The 21,230-nt window shown below is 43.9% G+C and carries 21 protein-coding genes; 15 read left to right on the top strand and 6 right to left on the bottom strand.

What is annotated here, in order from left to right; translation table 11 throughout:
• The first annotated feature begins 310 nt into the window (after positions 1 to 310).
• Positions 311 to 874: a porin family protein gene (locus AB5443_RS18280; protein WP_022136494.1), complete on the top strand. Its 564-nt coding sequence runs from the start codon at positions 311 to 313 to the stop codon at positions 872 to 874.
• Between the two features lie 156 nt (positions 875 to 1,030).
• Here the strand turns inward: AB5443_RS18280 and AB5443_RS18275 are convergent, their stop codons facing one another.
• The 5 genes from AB5443_RS18275 to mdh all read right to left on the bottom strand — a co-directional run bounded on the left by AB5443_RS18275 (position 1,031) and on the right by mdh (position 7,154).
• On the bottom strand, positions 1,031 to 2,290 hold the full coding sequence (locus AB5443_RS18275; protein ID WP_368114303.1) for an ABC transporter permease: 1,260 nt from the start codon (positions 2,288 to 2,290) through the stop codon (positions 1,031 to 1,033).
• Positions 2,291 to 3,472 carry an ABC transporter permease gene (locus AB5443_RS18270; protein ID WP_368114304.1) on the bottom strand — a complete coding sequence of 394 codons (1,182 nt, stop codon included), beginning with the start codon at positions 3,470 to 3,472 and terminating at the stop codon, positions 2,291 to 2,293.
• Between the two features lie 2 nt (positions 3,473 to 3,474).
• The gene (locus AB5443_RS18265; RefSeq protein ID WP_368114305.1) at positions 3,475 to 4,467 is read right to left on the bottom strand and encodes an HlyD family secretion protein; all 993 of its coding nucleotides are present in this window, start codon (positions 4,465 to 4,467) and stop codon (positions 3,475 to 3,477) included.
• A gap of 11 nt (positions 4,468 to 4,478) precedes the next feature.
• Positions 4,479 to 5,933, bottom strand: a complete 1,455-nt coding sequence (locus tag AB5443_RS18260) for a TolC family protein (RefSeq protein ID WP_368114306.1) — start codon at positions 5,931 to 5,933, stop codon at positions 4,479 to 4,481.
• Between the two features lie 279 nt (positions 5,934 to 6,212).
• Complete coding sequence (gene mdh, locus AB5443_RS18255; protein WP_022136489.1) at positions 6,213 to 7,154, bottom strand: malate dehydrogenase; 942 nt, start codon at positions 7,152 to 7,154, stop codon at positions 6,213 to 6,215.
• Between the two features lie 290 nt (positions 7,155 to 7,444).
• Here mdh and AB5443_RS18250 point away from each other — a divergent pair, with 290 nt between their 5' ends.
• On the top strand, positions 7,445 to 8,317 hold the full coding sequence (locus AB5443_RS18250) for a hypothetical protein (protein WP_022136488.1): 873 nt from the start codon (positions 7,445 to 7,447) through the stop codon (positions 8,315 to 8,317).
• Between the two features lie 719 nt (positions 8,318 to 9,036).
• Here AB5443_RS18250 and AB5443_RS18245 read toward each other — a convergent pair.
• Positions 9,037 to 9,906 carry an NAD kinase gene (locus AB5443_RS18245; RefSeq protein WP_277135226.1) on the bottom strand — a complete coding sequence of 290 codons (870 nt, stop codon included), beginning with the start codon at positions 9,904 to 9,906 and terminating at the stop codon, positions 9,037 to 9,039.
• 148 nt (positions 9,907 to 10,054) lie between these two features.
• On the opposite strand from AB5443_RS18245, the gene AB5443_RS18240 reads away from it, so the two are divergent.
• The 13 genes from AB5443_RS18240 to AB5443_RS18180 all read left to right on the top strand — a co-directional run bounded on the left by AB5443_RS18240 (position 10,055) and on the right by AB5443_RS18180 (position 21,223).
• The gene (locus tag AB5443_RS18240) at positions 10,055 to 10,768 is read left to right on the top strand and encodes a pyridoxine 5'-phosphate synthase (protein WP_022137726.1); all 714 of its coding nucleotides are present in this window, start codon (positions 10,055 to 10,057) and stop codon (positions 10,766 to 10,768) included.
• A complete protein-coding gene (locus AB5443_RS18235) occupies positions 10,768 to 11,481 on the top strand; it encodes a MotA/TolQ/ExbB proton channel family protein (RefSeq protein ID WP_022137725.1) in 714 nt (237 codons plus the stop codon). Before AB5443_RS18240 ends, AB5443_RS18235 begins: the two co-directional genes overlap by 1 nt.
• Positions 11,482 to 11,562: 81 nt before the next feature.
• Complete coding sequence (locus AB5443_RS18230) at positions 11,563 to 11,979, top strand: biopolymer transporter ExbD (protein WP_195405731.1); 417 nt, start codon at positions 11,563 to 11,565, stop codon at positions 11,977 to 11,979.
• Positions 11,980 to 11,984: 5 nt separating this feature from the next.
• Entirely contained in the window at positions 11,985 to 12,857 is an 873-nt protein-coding gene (locus AB5443_RS18225) for a cell envelope integrity protein TolA (RefSeq protein ID WP_368114544.1), read from the top strand.
• A 33-nt stretch (positions 12,858 to 12,890) separates the two neighbouring features.
• On the top strand, positions 12,891 to 13,442 hold the full coding sequence (locus AB5443_RS18220) for a DJ-1 family glyoxalase III (protein WP_022137722.1): 552 nt from the start codon (positions 12,891 to 12,893) through the stop codon (positions 13,440 to 13,442).
• Positions 13,443 to 13,449: 7 nt separating this feature from the next.
• Positions 13,450 to 14,109, top strand: a complete 660-nt coding sequence (locus AB5443_RS18215; protein WP_277135224.1) for a 2-C-methyl-D-erythritol 4-phosphate cytidylyltransferase — start codon at positions 13,450 to 13,452, stop codon at positions 14,107 to 14,109.
• Positions 14,110 to 16,206 (top strand): ATP-dependent DNA helicase RecG, encoded by a 2,097-nt coding sequence (gene recG, locus AB5443_RS18210; protein ID WP_022137720.1) that lies wholly within the window; start codon positions 14,110 to 14,112, stop codon positions 16,204 to 16,206.
• A gap of 223 nt (positions 16,207 to 16,429) precedes the next feature.
• Entirely contained in the window at positions 16,430 to 16,894 is a 465-nt protein-coding gene (ndk, locus tag AB5443_RS18205) for a nucleoside-diphosphate kinase (RefSeq protein ID WP_044653644.1), read from the top strand.
• Between the two features lie 19 nt (positions 16,895 to 16,913).
• On the top strand, positions 16,914 to 17,786 hold the full coding sequence (locus tag AB5443_RS18200; protein WP_022137718.1) for a peptidoglycan DD-metalloendopeptidase family protein: 873 nt from the start codon (positions 16,914 to 16,916) through the stop codon (positions 17,784 to 17,786).
• Positions 17,787 to 17,908: 122 nt separating this feature from the next.
• Positions 17,909 to 18,451 carry a DUF1599 domain-containing protein gene (locus AB5443_RS18195; protein ID WP_022137717.1) on the top strand — a complete coding sequence of 181 codons (543 nt, stop codon included), beginning with the start codon at positions 17,909 to 17,911 and terminating at the stop codon, positions 18,449 to 18,451.
• Entirely contained in the window at positions 18,441 to 19,844 is a 1,404-nt protein-coding gene (locus AB5443_RS18190) for a BT_3928 family protein (RefSeq protein WP_277135222.1), read from the top strand. Before AB5443_RS18195 ends, AB5443_RS18190 begins: the two co-directional genes overlap by 11 nt.
• 68 nt (positions 19,845 to 19,912) lie before the next feature.
• The gene (gene tpiA / locus AB5443_RS18185) at positions 19,913 to 20,671 is read left to right on the top strand and encodes a triose-phosphate isomerase (protein WP_022137715.1); all 759 of its coding nucleotides are present in this window, start codon (positions 19,913 to 19,915) and stop codon (positions 20,669 to 20,671) included.
• Positions 20,672 to 20,773: 102 nt separating this feature from the next.
• Complete coding sequence (locus AB5443_RS18180; protein ID WP_044653642.1) at positions 20,774 to 21,223, top strand: SPOR domain-containing protein; 450 nt, start codon at positions 20,774 to 20,776, stop codon at positions 21,221 to 21,223.
• The last annotated feature ends 7 nt before the right edge of the window (positions 21,224 to 21,230 follow it).

Here is a 21,230-nt window from a genome sequence, read left to right as displayed (position 1 = left end):
GAGACTTGCAATTATATTTTGATTGTCTTTCTGTCCTTAAAATAATTAAGCACAAAAAACGAATGGATGGGCATAATTTTTGCCTAAATAGTCACTGTTTAATAACATTTATGCAAAAAATAGACTATCAAGGATTTTTTTATATAAAATAAATGAAATATATTTGCGGACACGAAACAGACGTTAAATATGGACAGTGTGTTCCGATACGCTGGTAAAGTTCGGAAAATTCCCCGCACTAGACAATGGAACTATTTAATTAACAATGCTGCCCGAAGGGAAGAGGGGAGCAAACTAAAAAAATAATGATATGAAAAAAGGTTTGATTTTTGTGCTATTCGCACTTGTTTCTATCGTTTCTTATTCTCAGATTTCCTGGAATGCCAAAGTAGGTATGAATATGAGTAACTACACTGGTGACATGGATACTGATATGAAGATTGGTTTCAATGTGGGAGTAGGTATGGAATATCAGTTTACTGATATGTGGTCTATTCAACCTTCTTTGATGTTTACTCAAAAAGGAGCTAAAGCTGGTGATGAAAAGGTTAAGCCGATGTATCTTGAAATTCCGGTACTTGCAGCGGCTAGATTTGCTGTTACAGATAATCAGAATGTTGTAGTTAAAGCAGGTCCTTACTTTGCTTTTGGTGTAGCAGGAAAAGGTGGTGATGTGAAATGTTTTGATAAAGACGGATGGGATATGAACCGTTTTGATGCTGGAATTGGTGTAGGTGTGGCTTATGAAATCAATAAATTCTTTATTGCTTTGGATGGAGAATTTGGTTTGACAAAAGTTCTTGATTTTGAAACTGATGGTGTAAGCAATCCGAAGAACATGAACTTCTCTATCGGCGTAGGTTACAAATTCTAAAAGAATTATACTCTCTTTATAATATCTCTGAAAATCCCTCGTCCTATACTCTCTTCGGACGGGGGATTTTTTTATCCTTACTTTCCGAAAAAGAAAAAACGGCATATCTTAATAATAAGAATATACCGTTCGTTTCTCTCTCTTGTGTTATATTTATCAATCACTTACCTGCTTGGATAAGTTCTCTTTTTCTTTTAGTTCCTTATATCTCTCTATGGCATGTTTACGACTCATAAGTATTTGCCAGCGATATACCCAACAGGTAGTAAGGAAATAGATACCTGCCTGTAACCACAAAGCTTTGTATTCAAAAGCCACTTCACTCAAAGTTGCTCCCATATTATTGATTTTTACAAAACCATTGATTCCGAAAGTAGACGGGAATATGTAAGATACATATTTCCAGAACGGAGGAATTGCAGCCCCCGGCCAGGAAATTCCTGATATAAATAGCAAAGGAACGGATGTGAATACAAAAATCAGCATACATGTTTCCCGGTTGCGAATGGCAATGGACGTTGTCATGGCAAAGAAAATACAAGCCGCCAAATAAGGAACAACGAATAATATTAATGAACCGGGTTGTCCGATTTGGTTGAGGCTGAATAGTCGTGGTACGATATGTAGCACATAGAAAGCCACCAATACATAAACCATAAAATAACTCAGTCCTTTTCCGAGTACGATTCGCAATGTACCGTTATAATGCCGGTTGATGGGTACGAGATCCTTGAACCGATTATTTTCACGGGCAGTTCCGGCAGCAAGACCGATGCCGAGCGATAATGTCTGTTGAATAATCAATACCAGTACGGCAGGAATCAGGAAAGCGGCGAATCCGGCAGTAGGATTGAATATCGAAATCTCCTCATATTCTATCGGATAAGCAGTTATCTCATCCTGCCGGTCGGTTGTATTGCCGCTACGGGCAATCTTAATATCCTGATTCATATCCAATGAAACGGCGGTATTGGCTATCAACATGGACTTATAATAAAGTAATCCGCTCATATCACAATAGATGCTGACTTGCGTCTGCTTTCCTTTTGCGATATTATCACTGAAATCCGAAGGAATGTAAATGATGCCATACGCACGTCTGTTCTTCAGCATTTGCTTGGCTTCTTCCATATCGGCGCAATAAGATACGATTTGAATGTCGGGCGTAGCATCTACTTTCCGGAGATATTCACGGCTCAAAGAGGAATGAGAATCGTCCACAACAACGGCAGGAACTTCACGCACCACTTCATTGTCATAGATAAAGCTGTATAGCAGTGGATAACCTAACGGGACGAGTATAAAGAATATCAGTACCCCCTGGTCGCGGAAAGTTGTCTGAAACTCCCGCTTCCAGATATAAAACAGGTCATTGATGCCTTGGGCTATCTTATCTTTTAATTTTATATCTTTCATTTAGGGTATGTATTTATAGTAAACCAATGCTTCTTTCAAGCGGTGAACCACGAAGAAAGGAAGCATCATGAATATTAATAAGGCCATATAGTTACTCCATGAGTAAGCCATGCTATATCCGTTGAGTGCCTGATCTACATAAATCAGGAAATAATGACGCAATGGAAACAGGTTGCTCAAAGCCTGCAAAACAGGATGCATCGCCATCACCGGAAATGAGAAACCGGAAATAGAGAACGATATGACACCCCATAACGAAGCGAAGCTTAGTCCGAGCCGCAGAGTAGGCAGAGTCCCTATCATGAGAATTCCGCAACACTGTGATGCCAGCACAAGACAGAGTGTGGCGAATATCATGGGAAAGATACCGCTATTGCAGGGGAAATGCAGGAAACCATATAAGTATACATTATAAAATATACCCATAATGAAGAAGATTACCGTGTGTGGAAGCAGTTTTCCTGCCAATGCTATATAAATGGAATTGTTACTCATGCGCAACCATTCACGGGCGGTGCGATCTTTGATTTCTACACCGATAGAATAAACGGTGACCATGAATATAAGCAGCATGAGTACTCCCGGTATCAGCGTATTGCATAGATATACCGAATAGTTCAGCCAGGGATTATTCAACGGATGCGTATCTATCACGATAGGTTGCAGAAATCCCATAGCCTGGTCTTCCGTAGCTCCTTTGGCATATAGCGTGGTACGTGTGGCAGAGCCTGCTGTCAGTTCCCCCATCATTTTCATATCCCTGAAAAGCAGGGAACCTGCAATCAGGTATGAATAGTTGGTATAGAAAGAAATCTTGGGTTGCCGCTGGCTTTGTGCTTCCGCCGACAAGCCTTTGGGTATATAAAAGAACCCGTAGATTTTTCCTTCCTGTACGGCGATACGTGCATCCGTCACATTACTGTAATGGGCGACGACACCCGTCTGCGAAAAAGCATCCAGATTGCGCACGATATTGCGGGACGTAGACGAATCATCCATATCCACCACACCGGCAGGAAGATCCTTCGGCAGTCCCGAATCCATTAAAGTGGTGAAGAAGATATAGCAGAAAAGTGGGGCGATGACCATGCAGAAGAGATAAAGCGGTCGTGATACCAACCGCCGGTATTCTCTTTGCATGACCTGCCACAATGCTATATATTTCTTTTCTCTCTCTTTCATGATTACTTATCAATGACAACTGACATGCCCGGACGAAGATTCTCTACTTTTTCCATCGGAGATGCTTTCACTTCAAATGTTTTCAGATCAAACTGACCGGTCGTCTTGGTAGCCTTCCAGGCTGCGTAACTACCCAAGTCCTTCATATAATACACTTTGAGTTTGATCGCTTTATTATCCAAAGCCGGAACGACTGCTTCAAATTCAGTTCCCATAGTCAGGTTTTTAAGCAGGTCTTCGCGTACATTGAATGTTATCCACATGTCATTCAGTTCGGCAATATTCATGATAGGTGCGCCGGTACCTACCAGTTCTCCTACCTTCGGGAAAATCTCCGAAACCTCTCCGGCTGCCGGAGCGATAAGATAAGTCTCCTTGATGTAAGATTCAACTTCGGCAACGGCTCCTTTTGCACGGTTGACAAGAGCTTCCGCAGCCATTTTGTCCTCACGTTCAGCTCCGTTCCTTGCCATTGTATATTGTGCTTTTGCAGCTTTCTCGGTAGCGATAGCGGCGTCCCGTTGTGCAGTTACTTCGTCCAGCTTTTGTGCGGGCATCACTCCCTGTTCATACAAGTTTTTCACTCTTTTGTATGACTTTTCGGCAATGGTGACTCCCGCCTGTGCTTTCTGCCACATCTCATAAGCGGCCTGAATCTGTTCCTGACGTACCCCTTTGATAGCTTTTTCGTTTTGTGCCTGTGCGGCAGCTTCGGCGGCACGTGCCTGTTCCATCTTCGCCACTACATCCGGCGCTTCCAGGATAGCTAGTGTATCACCGGCATTGACCTGCTGTCCTTCTTTCACGCGAAATTCCAGAATACGTCCCGGAACTTTACTTGAGACACGATATTCGGTAACTTCTGCCTGTCCCTGAATGATTTCAGGCCCTTTGCGAAGCATGAAAAAACCAACGACTGCAACGATTGCAATAACTCCGAGTAAAGTAAGAAATGCCAGCAGCATATTGCTGTTTTGTGATTTAGTAGGTGCCATATGATTATGAATTATTTCAAAGTTCCTAATGATTTTTTTAGATAAATTTCTGTCAGCTTCACGTCTATTTGAGCATCAATCTTCTCCGATTGAGCAGATAACCAAGCTGTTTGCGCTTCGAGAACATTACTGGTAGCAATTACGCCTTCTTTAAAGCCAAGTGTCGCATAGCGAAGATTCTCTTCCGCCTTCTCCATATTCTTGGAAGCCATCACCAGTTTTTTACCGGCCTCGTTCACCTTGAACGCTGCCTGATTAACCTGCAATTCGATTTTTTCCCTGGCATCTTCCAGTTGATATTGCGCGATTCTTGCTTCGGCTTTGGCAGACCTTGTTTTGTAAATACCTTCGCCCCAATGCCAGATAGGTATCTGCACCATCACTCCGACATTCCACATTCCTTTGAACTTATTCTCGAAACTGTTGAAGACAGAAGGATTCGTGACCATATAATTTCCCATTAACGCAATAGAAGGAAGATGCTCGGAACGGGTTACATTCACTTTCTGCCTGTAGATTTGCGTAGCCAGTTCGAGACTGCGTATCTCCGGTCGGTTGGCGTAGGCGGTTGACATATCGTAATGAGTCTCCGGTGCTAATAGGGGAATGTCATCCATATTTTCGTCTGTCAGAGTGACGGGAGAGCTAAGATCGAGCCCGCATAGTTGGCACAACAACATTCGGGCAAGGCTTAATCCGTCCTCTACTTTTGTCAGGGTCATTTCCGCTTCATTCACCTTGACGCGCACGGATAAACCGTCTGCTTTAGTGGCTACTCCTTCGGCAATCATCTTTTCCACATCGCTGTCCAACTGTTGTAGAAGTTTCAAATATCCTTCCGCCAACTTTTTTTTATTGACTAATGAAATGACTTGCCAATAAGCTTGGTCGGTGCTCATGATAACTTCCTGCATGCCGCCTTGATGTTGCTGGCGTGCCAGTTCTTCGGCGTATTGTGTTATCTTGTTGTAAGCGCGGATTTTTCCACCCATATAGAGTGGCTGTGTCAGCGTGACAGCTCCGGCGTACACGTTTCTAGTGTCCGTGCGGAGCGCGTCTACCAGAGAACTTCCGGCATTGTTAAAGGCAGAAGTCAGGCTCGCTCCTAATTCAGGGATTTTAGAAGCAAGTTCCGGATGTAATTGCGCTATGATTCCGCCGGCTTGCTCCAATGGGCCTGCCATACTGGTTCCTAATCCCGAAAGTGCAACTTTCTGGTCGGTATTCAATAAAGAGAACTCTTTTTGATTTCTCATGTAAGCTCCGGTTGCCGAGAAGCTGGGTAGGTAATTGGTAAATGCGGCTTTTCGCTGATAGTGGGCGGCATTTATCTTTTCATTGCTTATCAACAGATCTTTATTGTTGGCAAGGGCTAAAGCGCGGCAACTATCCAAACTCAGTATAGTTTGTGCTTTTACTATAAAAGTCAGGTTTAACAGAATTGTCAGGAGAAATAGTTTTTTCATCGCATCTTGCATATTAATAAGGTGATACTTCTATTTAAATAACCCTGTTCTTATGTAATTTGTTTATTGAAGTAGTCAGTTTTTTTGAACTTGTTAGCTTAAACAATAATTGCATAAACAACGATGCAAATGTATGCGCTTTCTGTGAAAACGCAAAAAGAATTAGCTTTTTTTAAAAATATAACAAGATGAGCGGGGGGAGAAGAAAAGAAAGAAGGCTGTCCTTCCATGATGAAGGACAGCCTTTCCTGATATATAAATGTAAGGGGATTTGCTTTATTAAAGAGCACCTACTTCTTTCAAAGCAGCGTTAGTTCCGTGTACAGCTTTTGCGCTAGCTGCGAACTTGGCTTTTTCGTCTTCGTTCAGGTCGAGTTCAACGATCTTTTCGATACCGTTCTTGCCAAGGATTACAGGAACACCGATACAAATATCTGATTCGCCGTATTCACCTTCGAGGAATACTGAACAAGGAACCATCTTCTTCTGGTCGTGAAGGATAGATTCAACAACGAATGCTCCTGCTGCGCCCGGTGCATACCATGCGGAAGTACCCAGCAATTTAGTCAGAGTAGCGCCACCTACCATAGTAGCAGCGGCAACTTCTTCCAACTTTTCAGCAGAGATAAAGTTAGTTACAGGCATACCTTTGTAAGTAGCGAAGCGAGTCAACGGAATCATTGTAGTATCACCGTGACCGCCGATAACCATACCTTCTACTTCGTTAGCATTGCATCCCAAAGCTTGAGACAGGAAATATTTGAAGCGAGAGCTATCCAAAGCGCCGCCCATACCGATGATACGGTTTTTCGGCAAGCCCAGAGATTTCAATGACAGGTAAGTCATTGTATCCATCGGGTTAGAAATTACAACAAGGATAGCGTTAGGAGAATATTTCAAGATGTTCTGTGCCACTGATTTAACGATACCAGCGTTTACACCGATCAGTTCTTCACGAGTCATACCCGGCTTGCGAGGAATACCTGAAGTAATCACAACAACGTCAGAGTTGGCAGTCTGGGCATAATCGTTAGTGCAGCCTACGATTGTAGTGTCGAAACCCAACAATTGGGCAGTCTGCATCATATCCATTGCTTTACCTTCTGATACGCCTTCTTTAACGTCCAGCATTACTACTTCGTCTGCTACTTCATTAAAAGCAAGTACATTTGCACATGTAGCACCTACGTTACCTGCGCCTACTACGGTTACTTTTGACATAATACTATATATTTAAAAAGTTGATAATTTGTTTCATCTATTTTGCGCGACAAAATTACAACGATAATCCTAATTAAAGAAATTTTTCCGTAATAATTTTAGTTAAAGGTCGAAGTAATCAGAATCTACAGACAGTAGCCTGAAAGGAGAGCCGATAGAATGCCAAACTGGTTAATAAATTAAAATTGTACGGATTAGCCGATGGTTTTTCTAAAACTCTCTGTTTTTCCGCTTGACTTCTGTTGTGAAATGATTACTTTTGCGCACGTTATCAATTCACAACTGAAACTATGAGTAAAAAAAGTCTTCTTATTGCGGCCGTAGCTATTTTGGTAATAGCGATTATTGGCATTACCTATTTATTGTTTACAGAAAAACAAGCCAACAGGGAGTTGGTACAGGAATTCCAATTAGATAAGGAAGAGCTGGAAACTGAATATACCCGTTTCGCGCAGCAATATGATGAGTTGAAGATGACCATATCTAATGACTCTTTATCCCAACTGCTTGAACAGGAACAATTGAAGACACAGCGCTTGCTGGAAGAACTCCGCACGGTGAAAAGCTCGAACGCTACGGAAATCCGCCGTTTGAAGAAGGAACTGGCCACCCTGCGTAAAGTTATGATTGGGTATATCAACCAGATTGATTCATTGAATAAATTGACTGAGCAGCAGAAATTGGTGATAGCTGATGTGACCGATAAGTATAATAAGGCTTCTCAACAAATCAGTAATCTTTCTGAAGAAAAGAAGAACTTGGATAAGAAAGTGACACTGGCAGCCCAGCTTGACGCCACCAATATCCGTATCGAACCCCGCAACAAACGCGGCAAAGTAGCGAAGAAAGTGAAAGACGTGGTGAAACTGGCTATCAGCTTTACAGTCGTAAAGAATATCACTGCTGAAAACGGTGAGCGTACCATATACATACGTATCACCAAACCGGATAACGATGCGTTGACTAAGAGTGCGTCCAATACTTTCCCTTATGAGAATCGTACACTGACCTATTCTATCAAAAAGTATATCGAGTACAACGGAGAAGAACAGAACGTAAATGTGTTTTGGGATGTGGAAGAGTTTCTGTACGCCGGAAACTATCGGGTTGATATCTTCGAAGGTGGTAATCTGATTGGCTTGCAGACGTTTACATTGAATTAGACTCCAGTTTAGTTCATAACCAACATCATTGAGTAAGTGACTCACCATATCAACTGTTGAGCTAATAAATTATCTCATTAGGGTACGGAAATGAACTAATTCGATTTCAGAACTAAACACGCACTCCAAACAAAAGTTTTCACGATTTACCCTCATACCCTCATAAATTTCTTCAAATCCTTTATTCATCGTAGCTTCAGCTATGAGAGCAGGTCATGATAGCACCCTGAGAGTAACTTTTGCTCTCAGGGTATTATCATCCCATCCCCCTATAAAACATAGGATATACTAACGGGATATTAACGTTATCTCTTCGGTATCCTTTCGTTAGATTACCGATATCACTAGTTCGTCACAGCCGTGACAAATTCCTACCACGGCTGTGAAGAGAACCTACCATGGCCGTGACGAATAGTTACCACGGCCGTGGTGAGATAACAATACCGGTAATCTAATGAAAGAATACCGGCAGCCTAACGCAAGGATAAAGGCAAGATAACTAACACTTCCTTACTTCATAACTTATTGTTTCCCTAAACAACATAGCCAGGGAACCCACATTAAAGCACAACGTACTGAAATGAGTTAAACAGTACGGAAATAAATCTTCTGGGGCTAGTTGCCCTAAAAACACATTCCTAAACCTTTCAAACTCAGGTTTTGGTACAGCATATGTGGAATATCCGTTATTGGGTGTCTATGATTTTTATAAGAAAGGACTATTGCCTGCCGTCCGCCCCCCACATCATTTTGCTGCGAAGCGTATCGAAAAAGATATGATTGAAGCGTTTTACTACTTTCACGCTGTAGTCGGCACGGCGAATAGTGAGTTGAGTCGTTTCTTTGCAAGTTTCACTGCTGCCGTCGATGGCAACCAGAAAGTTATGACTGCGGCTTTCCACGTCTAATGTGATTTCCCAATCATCACGGATGACGATAGGGCGGACGTTGAGGCTATGCGGAGCTACGGGAGTAATGACGACAGTGTTGGCATGGGGAACCATAATCGGGCCGCCCACACTTAGGGAGTAGGCTGTTGAACCGGTTGGAGTAGCAATCACTAATCCGTCGGCCTGATAAGTATTCAAGAATGCACCGTTGATAGCAGTGCGGATACTAATCATTGAAGAACTGTCCCGTTTGAGCACGGCAATTTCATTTAAAGCATACGGAGATGCTTGCAGATGGGTATCGTTGCAGATAAGTTGAAGTACACTCCGTTCTTCCACGCTGTATCTTCCGGCTTGAATCTCGTTGAATGTCTCTTCCATCTCTTCGGGAGAAATGTCTGCTAGAAACCCCAGGCGCCCTGTGTTGATGCCAAGGATAGGGATTCCCTTTCTGCCTACCCGGCGGGCAGCTTTCAGGAAAGTGCCGTCCCCGCCGATACTGATTACCATGTCGGCTGTGAAATCATCACCGTCAAATAACTGGTCGGCTTCGATTTCCATATGCTCTGAAATCAGGAATTGATAGAACTCCCTGCATACACAGACTTCCGCTCCCCGTTTTTTCAATAACCGGAACAGATTGGCGGCATGAGAGGACTTCTTGGCCTGATAAGTATTTCCGAAGATGGCAAATTTCATAAGCGATGTCATTAGTTTCGGTTGCAAATTTGGCATTTTTTCTTGGATTTCTACTTTAAATAACCAAAAAAGAAACGAGAATGCGTTTCGTATTATTAGGCAACTAATAATAATATTTGTATTTTTGCGGCAAATATTACGTAGAACCATGACTAAATTAAGTGTAAACATAAACAAGATAGCTACGCTGAGAAATGCACGCGGTGGAAATGTGCCCAATGTAGTAAAGGTAGCGCTTGATTGTGAATCTTTTGGAGCAGACGGTATCACCGTTCATCCTCGTCCCGACGAACGCCACATCCGTCGTTCGGATGTATATGATTTGCGCCCTTTGCTGCGGACAGAATTTAATATCGAAGGCTATCCGTCGCCTGATTTTATAGACTTGGTGTTGAAGGTAAAACCGCATCAGGTAACTTTAGTGCCTGACGATCCTTCACAGATAACTTCCAATTCCGGTTGGGATACAAAAGCGAATCTGGAATTTTTGACCGAAGTTCTCGACCAGTTCAACAGCGCCGGTATCCGTACATCTGTCTTTGTGGCTGCCGACCCTGAAATGGTGGAGTATGCGGCGAAAGCAGGGGCCGACCGTGTGGAACTGTACACCGAACCGTATGCGACGGACTATCCGAAGAATCCGGAAGCAGCCATCGCCCCTTTTATCGAAGCTGCCAAAACTGCCCGTAAACTGGGTATCGGTCTGAATGCCGGACATGATTTGAGTCTTGTGAATTTAAACTATTTCTATAAAAACATTCCTTGGGTGGACGAAGTCTCTATTGGTCATGCATTGATTAGCGATGCGCTGTACTTGGGACTGGAGCGTACCATTCAGGAATATAAAAACTGTCTACGCTGATGAATGCAATGATCTTGTTGGCCCAAGGGGCTATGAATATGGCCGATTCGCTGGCTACTGCCAATCCTGTCCTGACAGAGGTGAACGCTCCTGAAATGAACATGCTTGATATGGCTATCAAGGGTGGTTGGATTATGATTGTGCTGGGTGTGCTGTCCGTAGTCTGCTTCTATATCCTTTTCGAGCGTAACTATATGATTCGCAAGGCGGGAAAAGAAGACCCCATGTTTATGGAACGCATTAAGGACTATATTCATAGCGGCGAAATCAAGGCGGCCATTAACTACTGCCGCACGATGAACACGCCTTCGGCACGTATGATAGAAAAAGGTATCAGCCGCCTGGGACGTCCCATCAACGACGTGCAGGCTGCCATCGAGAATGTCGGTAACATCGAAGTGGCGAAACTGGAAAAAGGACTGACTGTGATGGCAACCATCTCCGGTGGTGCCCCGATGCTCGGATTCCTCGGTACGGTGACCGGTATGGTACGTGCATTCTACGAAATGGCGAACGCGGGTAGCGGAAATATAGACATTACACTGCTTTCCGGCGGTATCTACGAAGCCATGATTACTACAGTCGGCGGTTTGATTGTCGGTATCATTGCCATGTTTGCCTACAACTATCTGGTGATGTTGGTAGACCGCGTGGTGAACAAGATGGAATCTCGCACGATGGAGTTCATGGACTTGTTGAACGAGCCCACATAAAGGCAGAACGAAGCCCGCGTAAAAGCAGGAAAGTAACTGAGAACGTTAATCATGAATCACTAACCACTAATCGTTAATAAAGTGGGATTAAAAAGAAGAAATAGAGTATCGCCCAATTTCAGTATGGCTTCCATGACGGACGTCATATTCCTGTTGCTGATATTCTTTATGATAACCTCTACGGTGGTGTCGCCCAACGCCATAAAAGTGCTGTTGCCGCAAGGCAAGCAGCAGACTTCCGCCAAACCGCTGACAAGAGTCGTTATTGATAAAGACCTGAACTTCTATGCCGCTTTCGGCAATGAGAAGGAGCAACCGTTGGCGTTGAACGAACTGACTCCCTTCCTGCAGAGTTGTGCAGAGAAGGAACCTGAAATGTATGTGGCTTTGTATGCGGATGAATCGGTACCTTACCGTGAGATAGTACGTGTGTTGAACATCGCAAACGAGAATCATTTTAAGATGGTGCTGGCTACACGCCCGCCTGAAAATAAATAGGAACAATGGACAGAAGAAAAAAGGGTGAATACATAGGAGCGCTGGGTGCATTGTTGGTGCATGTGGCAGTGATTGCTCTTTTGATTCTGGTGAGCTTTACTGTCCCTCAACCGGATGAAGACGCAGGCGGAGTGCCTGTGATGATGGGGAATGTGGAATCGGCACGCGGCTTTGACGACCCTTCACTGGTAGATGTGGATGTACTGGATGAAGATGCGGCAGCCCCTGCGGAGACAGCACCCGAACTTCCTTCCGAACAAGACTTGCTGACACAGACCGAAGAAGAAACGGTCGCTTTGAAACCGAAAACGGAAGAACCCAAAAAAGAAACGGTGAAACCGAAAGAAGTGGCCAAACCGAAAGAACCCGTGAAGAAGCCCGAAAAAACGGAAGCCGAGAAAGCCGCCGAAGCCAAACGGCTCGCTGAAGAAAAAGCGGAGCGTGAGCGCAAGGCCGCCGAAGAAGCTGCAAGAAAGAGAGTCTCCGGTGCTTTTGGAAAGGGAGCGCAAATGGAAGGAAACAAAGGAATATCGGCCGGTGGTACCGGAACTGAAGGTAGTAAGGAAGGAAATTTTTCTACCGGAGCTAAAACAGGAACGGGTGGTTATGGAACATTTGACCTCGGCGGACGTTCTTTAGGTACGGGCAGTTTGCCAAAACCTGCATATAATGTGCAGGAAGAAGGGCGTGTCGTGGTGAATATTACTGTAAACCCTGCGGGACAAGTGATTTCGACCGGCATTAATCCCCAGACAAATACTGTAAGTTCAGCGTTGCGCAAAGCCGCCGAAGATGCGGCAAAGAAAGCCCGCTTTAATACAGTGGATGGAGTGACGAACCAAACGGGAACGATCACTTATTATTTTAATTTGAGATAGAAGAAGTATCATTAACCAAAAATAAAAAGCATTATGGGAACTGTATACGCATTTTTTGCAGATGGTTTTGAAGAAATCGAAGCTTTTACTACTATTGACACGTTGAGACGTGCCGGAATGAATGTGGAAATCGTATCCGTTACACCGGATGAAATTGTAGTCGGAGCACATGACGTGTCTGTCCTTTGCGATGTCAACTTCGAGAATTGCGATTTCTTTGATGCTGAACTTTTGTTCTTGCCGGGTGGAATGCCGGGAGCCGCTACGCTTGATAAGCACGAAGGGCTGCGCAAGCTAATCCTTAACTTCGCGGAAAAGGGCAAGCCTATTGCTGCCATTTGCGCAGCTCCGATGGTATTGGGTAAACTGGGACTGCTGAAAGGAAGGAAAGCTACCTGCTATCCTAGTTTCGAGCAATATCTGGATGGCGCTGAATGTGTCAATGAACACGTAGTGCGTGACGGAAATATCATCACAGGTATGGGGCCGGGCGCTGCCATGGAATTTGCTTTGACTATTGTTGACCTGTTGGCAGGTAAAGAAAAAGTAGACGAGCTGGTAGAAGCGATGTGCGTTAAACGCTAAGCTGTCCATGAAGAAATCTGTCATTATTGTCGCCGGTGGAAAGGGCTTGCGGATGGGAAGTGAACTTCCGAAACAATTCCTTCCTGTCGGTGGTAAACCTGTGTTGATGCATACGCTGGAAGTATTCCGGAAGTATGACGCTGCACTTCAGATTATATTAGTGCTTCCAAAAGAGCAACAGGACTTTTGGAAACAACTCTGCAAGGAACAGGGTTTTGCCGTGGAACACCTCATTGCCGACGGCGGTGAAACACGTTTCCATTCCGTAAAGAATGGACTGGCATTGGTGCAGGCTCCCGGATTGGTGGGAGTGCATGACGGTGTCCGTCCATTTGTCTCGATAGACGTGATAAGTCGTTGCTATGATTTGGCAAAAGAGCGGAAAGCGGTGATTCCGGTGATTGACGTGGTAGAGACATTGCGCCATTTGACGGACGGCGGAAGTGAAACGGTCAGCCGCAATGACTATAAATTGGTGCAAACCCCGCAAGTCTTTGATGTGGAATTACTGAAACAGGCTTATGCGCAGGAGTTTACTCCGTTCTTTACCGATGACGCTTCGGTGGTAGAAGCAATGGGCGTACCTGTATATCTTGCAGAAGGTAACCGTGAAAATATAAAGATAACAACTCCTTTCGACCTGAAAGTAGGGAGTGCTCTGTTGTAAATGTTCGATTTAGCCACACGCGACATAAAATTTATCTCCGGTGTAGGGCCACAGAAGGCTGCCGTATTAAATAAGGAGTTGGAAATCTACTCTTTGCATGATTTAATTTATTACTTCCCTTACAAATACGTTGACCGGAGCCGCATCTATTACATTCATGAAATAGATGGCAATATGCCGTATATCCAGTTGAAAGGAGAAATACTGGGTTTCGAAACCATTGGCGAAGGGCGTCAACGGCGTCTGACTGCCCATTTCTCGGACGGAACGGGAGTCGTGGACTTAGTATGGTTTCAGGGAATAAAGTATATCTTAGGTAAATATAAGCTTCATGAAGAATATATCATCTTCGGCAAACCGACTGTTTTCAACGGACGTATCAATGTAGCCCATCCTGATATAGACAAGGCGGATGAACTGAAACTTTCTTCCGTAGGCCTGCAACCTTATTATAATACGACGGAGAAAATGAAACGCAGTTTCCTCAATTCTCATGCAATAGAGAAGATGATGGCAACTGTGATTCAGCAGCTACAAGAACCTCTGCCCGAAACACTCTCTCCCAAGTTATTGGCAGAACATCATCTGATGCCGTTGACGGAAGCTCTCCGGAATATCCATTTCCCGACCAATCCCGATTTGCTTCGCAGGGCGCAGTACCGCCTTAAATTCGAGGAACTGTTTTATGTGCAACTCAATATCCTCCGATATGCCAAAGACAGACAAAGGAGATACCGTGGCTATATCTTCGAAAAGGTGGGCGATGTATTCAATACATTTTATACAAAGAACCTTCCTTTCCAACTTACAGGTGCGCAGAAACGAGTCTTGAAAGAGATACGTAACGACGTAGGCAGCGGGCGGCAGATGAACCGTCTTTTGCAGGGAGATGTGGGAAGCGGAAAAACACTGGTCGCCTTGATGAGTATGTTGCTTGCTTTGGATAACGGCTATCAGGCATGTATGATGGCGCCTACCGAAATTCTGGCAAACCAGCACTATGAAACCATAAAAGAATTGCTTTTCGGAATGGACATCCGTGTCGAACTACTGACCGGCTCTATTAAAGGAAAAAAACGGGAAGCTATCCTTACCGGATTATTGAACGGAGACGTGAATATCCTGATAGGGACGCACGCCGTCATTGAGGATACTGTCAACTTCTCCTCGCTGGGTTTTGTGGTTATCGACGAACAACACCGTTTCGGTGTGGCGCAACGCGCCCGTCTCTGGAGTAAGAATAATCAACCTCCACATGTACTTGTAATGACTGCCACCCCCATTCCCCGTACATTGGCAATGACACTATATGGTGATCTGGACGTATCTGTAATTGATGAACTTCCTCCCGGACGAAAACCAATTACCACTGTTCACCAGTTTGATAATCGTCGGGAAAGTATGTATCGTTTCGTGCAGAAACAAATAGACGAAGGACGGCAGGTCTATATCGTTTATCCTTTGATAAAGGAAAGCGAAAAGATTGATTTAAAGAACCTTGAAGAAGGTTATCAGCATATCCTTGAGGAATTTCCCAAATGCACGGTGTGCAAAGTGCATGGCAAAATGAAATCTGCCGAGAAAGACGAGCAGATGCAACTTTTCATTTCGGGAAAGGCACAGATAATGGTAGCCACCACAGTCATTGAAGTGGGAGTGAACGTACCGAACGCTTCGGTGATGATTATAGAAAATGCCGAACGTTTCGGACTGTCGCAGTTGCATCAGTTGCGCGGTCGGGTAGGGCGTGGCGCCGACCAGTCTTATTGTATCCTGGTGACCAATTATAAACTGACCGAGGACACCCGGAAACGACTGGAAATTATGGTGCGTACCAATGACGGCTTTGAAATAGCCGAGGCGGATTTAAAACTTCGTGGCCCTGGTGACCTTGAGGGGACACAGCAAAGTGGTGTCGCTTTCGATTTGAAGATTGCCGATATAGCCCGTGACGGACAACTGCTGCAATATGTCCGTTCCATAGCCGAAGGAATTGTGGAACAAGACCCCGCGGCACAGAATCCGGAGAACGAAATTCTGTGGCGGCAACTCAAATCCCTGCGGAAAACGAATGTTAACTGGGCTGCCATTAGTTGAAAAACGGTTAAACATACGGTTTATTTGCGTAAATGTGTTGCATAACATATTTAGTCCCTATCTCTCCTATTTATAGGGGTTTAAAGACTCATTTCTTATCCCTTTTGTCGCTAACCATCTGAAAAATAGTTAATAACTCTCTTGCTGTTTCAAAGGAAAATACTACCTTTGGGGGAATTTTTTTAGTAAATGTATCGTTTAACCAATTGAAAAGTCGAGTATTATGCTTGAAAAAACGCTGGTCATTTTAAAACCATGTACCCTTCAACGGGGATTGATTGGTGAGATTACTCATCGTTTCGAACGTAAAGGATTACGGTTGGCCGGCATGAAGATGATGCAACTGACTGATGAATTACTAAGCGAACATTATGCCCACCTCAGTGGCAAAGAATTCTTTCAACGTGTGAAAGATTCCATGATGACAGCTCCTGTTATCGTTTGTTGTTTCGAGGGTGTGGATGCTATTCAAACAGTCCGTACGTTGGCGGGACCGACTAATGGACGTCTGGCTGCTCCGGGAACCATTCGTGGAGATTACAGTATGAGCTTTCAAGAGAATATAGTTCATGCTTCTGATTCACCGGAAACCGCAGCTATTGAATTAATGAGATTTTTTAAACCGGAAGAAATATTCGAATACAAACAGGCGACGTTTGACTACCTGTATGCTAACGACGAATATTAAATGAATTGACAAAGAACGAATGAATTTCAATTGCATTATTAAAACTGGATTGGTAGCTGTAGCGGCTATGGTTAGTCTGAGCTCTTTCTCTCAAGACCTGATTGCCCGCCAGGCACCGATAGACAAAAAACTAAAATCAGTAGACTCTTTGGCCTTGCAAAAGCAAATCCGTGCCGAACAATCCGAATATCCCGCCCTAAGTCTTTATCCTAACTGGAACAACCAGTATGTACACGCTTACGGAAATGCCATTATCCCCGAAACTTACACTATCGACCTGACAGGTTTCCATATGCCGACTCCGAGTACGAAAATTACTTCGCCTTTCGGCCCTCGTTGGAGAAGAATGCATAATGGTCTGGACTTGAAAGTGAATATCGGTGATACTATTGTTGCCGCATTCGATGGTAAAGTGCGTATTGTAAAATACGAGCGTAGAGGATATGGTAAATATGTCGTTATCCGTCATGATAATGGATTGGAAACTGTATATGGTCACTTGTCCAAGCAATTGGTTGAAGAAAACCAATTGGTGAAAGCCGGAGAAGTAATCGGTTTGGGTGGTAATACAGGACGTTCTACTGGTTCACATCTTCATTTTGAAACCCGTTTCCTGGGAATTGCAATTAATCCGGTTTATATGTTTGACTTCCCCAAACAGGATATCGTAGCCGATACTTATACGTTCAGGAAGACAAAAGGCGTGAAACGCGCAGGCTCACATGATACTCAGGTGGCTGATGGCGCAATTCGTTATCACAAGGTGAAGAGTGGTGATACTTTGTCCCGCATTGCCAAATTGCGTGGAGTGTCAGTCAGTACACTTTGTAAATTGAACCGCATCAAGCCGACTACAACTTTGCGTATCGGACAGGTTTTGCGCTGTTCATAAACTCGCTTGCTTATAAAACAGTAATACAATAGCTTTTGAAGAGGGCACTTTAATATAATTTAGAGTGCCCTCTTTCTGTTTTTACTTAATTATTGTTACCTTTGTGCACTATTTGGAAGAAGATGAAAGATACCAAGCAACAATTTGAACATGTCATCGCTTTGTGCCGTGACTTATTTTCCAAGAAGCTGCACGATTACGGGCCTGCGTGGCGTATTCTGCGTCCGGCTTCAGTAACCGACCAGATTTTTATCAAAGCCAACCGGATCCGTAGTATTGAAACCAAGGGGGTGACCTTGATTGACGAAGGAATCCGTGCCGAATTTATTGCGATTGTCAATTATGGCATCGTCGGACTTATCCAGTTGGAACTGGGATATGCCGAATCTGCCGATATCAGCAATGAAGAAGCGATGGCTTTATACGATAAATATGCCAAGGAAGCATTGGAACTGATGCTTGCCAAGAACCATGACTATGATGAAGCTTGGCGTAGTATGCGTGTCAGCTCTTACACAGACTTGATTCTGATGAAGATATACCGCACCAAGCAGATTGAAACTCTATCCGGCAATACGTTGGTATCCGAGGGAATTGATGCCAATTACATGGATATGATAAATTACTCTGTTTTCGGACTCATAAAGATAGAATTTGAAGGATAAGAACTTACATATTATTCAGAAAGTCATAGCGAATACCGGTCGCTTTCTTTTGGCGGCTTCGTTCATCTTTTCCGGATTTGTCAAGGCAGTTGATCCGCTGGGCTTCCAGTATAAGATACAGGATTATCTGACTGCATTCGGCATGGCTTCCTGGTTTCCTTCATTTTTCCCTTTGCTGGGCGGTATAGTACTGTCTGCCATTGAGTTTTTTGTCGGTATCTCCCTGTTCTTTGGTACGCGGAGAACGCTCGCTTCTTCGTTGGCACTGATGCTGATGATTGTCATGACACCACTGACTTTGTATCTTGCCCTCTTCGATCCGGTTTCGGACTGCGGTTGTTTTGGTGATGCGTGGGTGTTGACAAATTGGGAAACATTTGGCAAGAATGTCATATTGCTACTTGCAGCAATTGCAGCATTCCACTATAGGACGATGCTGACCCGCTTTATTAGTGTGAAAATGGAATGGCTGGTTTCTTTATACACATTGTTTTTTGTATTTACCCTGTCATTCTATTGTTTGGATCGTCTGCCGGTTTTAGATTTTCGCCCCTACAAGATAGGAAAGAATATCCTGGAGGGAATGACAATGCCCGAAGGAGCAAAACCTAGTGTATATGAAAGTGTCTTTATCCTGGAGAAAAACGGAGAAAAGAAAGAATTTACGCTGGATAACTACCCGGACAGTACATGGACATTTGTAGACACACGCACTGTACTCAAAGAGAAAGGATATGAACCGGCCATCCACGATTTCTCCATGATGGACTTGAGCACCGGAGATGATATTACACAAGATGTATTGACTGATATGGGATACACTTTCCTGTTGGTCGCCCATCGGATTGAAGAAGCGGATGACAGTAACATTGACTTGATTAACGAAATATATGACTACTCGGTGGAGCATGGCTATAAGTTCTATTGCCTGACCTCTTCACCGGAAGAACAGATAGAATTGTGGAAGGATAAGACCGGAGCGGAATATCCTTTCTGCCAGATGGATGATATAACGTTGAAGACGATGGTACGTTCTAATCCGGGATTGATGTTGATAAAGAACGGAACGATTCTGAATAAATGGAGCGACGAGGATATACCGGATGAGTATGTGCTGACTGACAAACTGGAAAATATACCGTTGGGACAACAAAAGATGGAGAGCGATGTTCACACCGTGGGATACGTATTCTTGTGGTTCATCATACCATTGTTGCTGGTATTGGGAGTGGATGTTTTGGTGGTTCGTCGTAGAGAACGGAAATCCGTAAAGAGGAAGCAGCAGGAAGATGCCCTGAAAGCAACTGAAGTCCAAGAACTGACGGACAGTGCCCGGAAGCCGACAGACAACGCGCCAATGTCAGTGGATAACTCCAACGGGGTGAAGCCATAGACTATTAAATAGAAAATCGTAAATAAGAGAATAGTAAATTTATTAACCCTTTAAATAAAGAAAACAAAATGAGAAAGAACATTGTCGCAGGAAACTGGAAAATGAACAAAACCCTTCAAGAGGGTATCGCTTTGGCAAAAGAACTGAACGAAGCATTGGCTAACGAAAAGCCCAATTGTGATGTAATCATCTGTACTCCGTTTATTCACTTGGCTTCTGTTACTCCGTTGGTAGACGCTGCCAAGATCGGTGTAGGTGCTGAAAACTGTGCAGACAAAGCGTCAGGTGCATACACAGGTGAAGTTTCTGCTGAAATGGTTGCTTCTACCGGTGCTAAATATGTAATTCTGGGTCACTCTGAACGTCGTGCTTACTACGGTGAAACAGTTGCTATCCTTGAAGAAAAAGTAAAATTGGCTTTGGCTAACGGTCTGACTCCGATTTTCTGTATCGGTGAAGTATTGGAAGAACGCGAAGCTAACAAGCAGAATGAAGTAGTAGCTGCTCAGATGGAATCTGTATTCTCTCTGTCTGCTGAAGACTTCTCTAAGATTGTGTTGGCTTACGAACCGGTTTGGGCTATCGGTACAGGTAAAACTGCTACTCCTGAACAAGCACAGGAAATCCACGCTTTCATCCGTTCAATCGTGGCTGACAAGTATGGCAAGGAAATCGCTGATAATACTTCTATCCTTTACGGTGGTAGCTGTAAGCCTTCTAACGCAAAAGAACTGTTCTCTAACCCGGACGTTGACGGTGGTTTGATTGGTGGTGCTGCTTTGAAAGTATCTGATTTCAAAGGTATCATTGATGCATTTAACGCATAATTAAAACTTATTTCGGGCACGGATTTCACGGATTACACGGTTTAGTGTATGAAATCAGAAACCGTGTAATCCGCATAATCCGTGCCTAATATTATTTATAAAATGAGAAAACTAGCTTTACTTACTTTATTGTTGGTCTTGGCAAGTGTCGGCGCACAAGCACAGGGCATTGTCAAAAGCCTGGAACGTACAGTGCCGGGACAGGGAAAGGTGACTATTCATCAAGACCCCCGTATTGGAGCTCTGATTGGTGTGGAACGTCCTGCGACAGGAGAACAGAAAGTAATAAAGACTTCCGGATACCGGATACAGGCGTATGCCGGTAATAATACCCGTCAGGCTAAGAATGATGCTTATCATGTAGCCTCACGTGTTAAAGAGTATTTCCCGGAGTTGCCGATATATACTTCATTCACTCCTCCCCGTTGGCTTTGCCGTGTGGGTGACTTCAGGAGCATTGAAGAGGCGGACGCAATGATGCGTCGGTTGAAAGCTACCGGTGTGTTCAAAGAGGTCTCTATTGTAAGAGATCAGATAAATATCCCTTTATAAATCTATC

Origin of the sequence: Bacteroides sp. RTP21281st1_H5_RTP21281_210402 (genome assembly GCF_040918965.1) — a bacterium.
Lineage (GTDB): Bacteria > Bacteroidota > Bacteroidia > Bacteroidales > Bacteroidaceae > Bacteroides > Bacteroides congonensis.
Note: the sequence above shows the minus strand (reverse complement) of the source record. Positions and strands in the feature narration are given on the sequence as shown.

Coding starts and splice junctions, on each gene's coding strand:
- AB5443_RS18280 (WP_022136494.1), top strand. CDS start 311: ATGAAAAAAGGTTTGATTTTTGTGCTATTCGCACTTGTTTCTATCGTT.
- AB5443_RS18275 (WP_368114303.1), bottom strand. CDS start 2,290: ATGAAAGATATAAAATTAAAAGATAAGATAGCCCAAGGCATCAATGAC.
- AB5443_RS18270 (WP_368114304.1), bottom strand. CDS start 3,472: ATGAAAGAGAGAGAAAAGAAATATATAGCATTGTGGCAGGTCATGCAA.
- AB5443_RS18265 (WP_368114305.1), bottom strand. CDS start 4,467: ATGGCACCTACTAAATCACAAAACAGCAATATGCTGCTGGCATTTCTT.
- AB5443_RS18260 (WP_368114306.1), bottom strand. CDS start 5,933: ATGAAAAAACTATTTCTCCTGACAATTCTGTTAAACCTGACTTTTATA.
- mdh (WP_022136489.1), bottom strand. CDS start 7,154: ATGTCAAAAGTAACCGTAGTAGGCGCAGGTAACGTAGGTGCTACATGT.
- AB5443_RS18250 (WP_022136488.1), top strand. CDS start 7,445: ATGAGTAAAAAAAGTCTTCTTATTGCGGCCGTAGCTATTTTGGTAATA.
- AB5443_RS18245 (WP_277135226.1), bottom strand. CDS start 9,906: ATGAAATTTGCCATCTTCGGAAATACTTATCAGGCCAAGAAGTCCTCT.
- AB5443_RS18240 (WP_022137726.1), top strand. CDS start 10,055: ATGACTAAATTAAGTGTAAACATAAACAAGATAGCTACGCTGAGAAAT.
- AB5443_RS18235 (WP_022137725.1), top strand. CDS start 10,768: ATGAATGCAATGATCTTGTTGGCCCAAGGGGCTATGAATATGGCCGAT.
- AB5443_RS18225 (WP_368114544.1), top strand. CDS start 11,985: ATGGACAGAAGAAAAAAGGGTGAATACATAGGAGCGCTGGGTGCATTG.
- AB5443_RS18220 (WP_022137722.1), top strand. CDS start 12,891: ATGGGAACTGTATACGCATTTTTTGCAGATGGTTTTGAAGAAATCGAA.
- AB5443_RS18215 (WP_277135224.1), top strand. CDS start 13,450: ATGAAGAAATCTGTCATTATTGTCGCCGGTGGAAAGGGCTTGCGGATG.
- recG (WP_022137720.1), top strand. CDS start 14,110: ATGTTCGATTTAGCCACACGCGACATAAAATTTATCTCCGGTGTAGGG.
- ndk (WP_044653644.1), top strand. CDS start 16,430: ATGCTTGAAAAAACGCTGGTCATTTTAAAACCATGTACCCTTCAACGG.
- AB5443_RS18200 (WP_022137718.1), top strand. CDS start 16,914: ATGAATTTCAATTGCATTATTAAAACTGGATTGGTAGCTGTAGCGGCT.
- AB5443_RS18195 (WP_022137717.1), top strand. CDS start 17,909: ATGAAAGATACCAAGCAACAATTTGAACATGTCATCGCTTTGTGCCGT.
- tpiA (WP_022137715.1), top strand. CDS start 19,913: ATGAGAAAGAACATTGTCGCAGGAAACTGGAAAATGAACAAAACCCTT.
- AB5443_RS18180 (WP_044653642.1), top strand. CDS start 20,774: ATGAGAAAACTAGCTTTACTTACTTTATTGTTGGTCTTGGCAAGTGTC.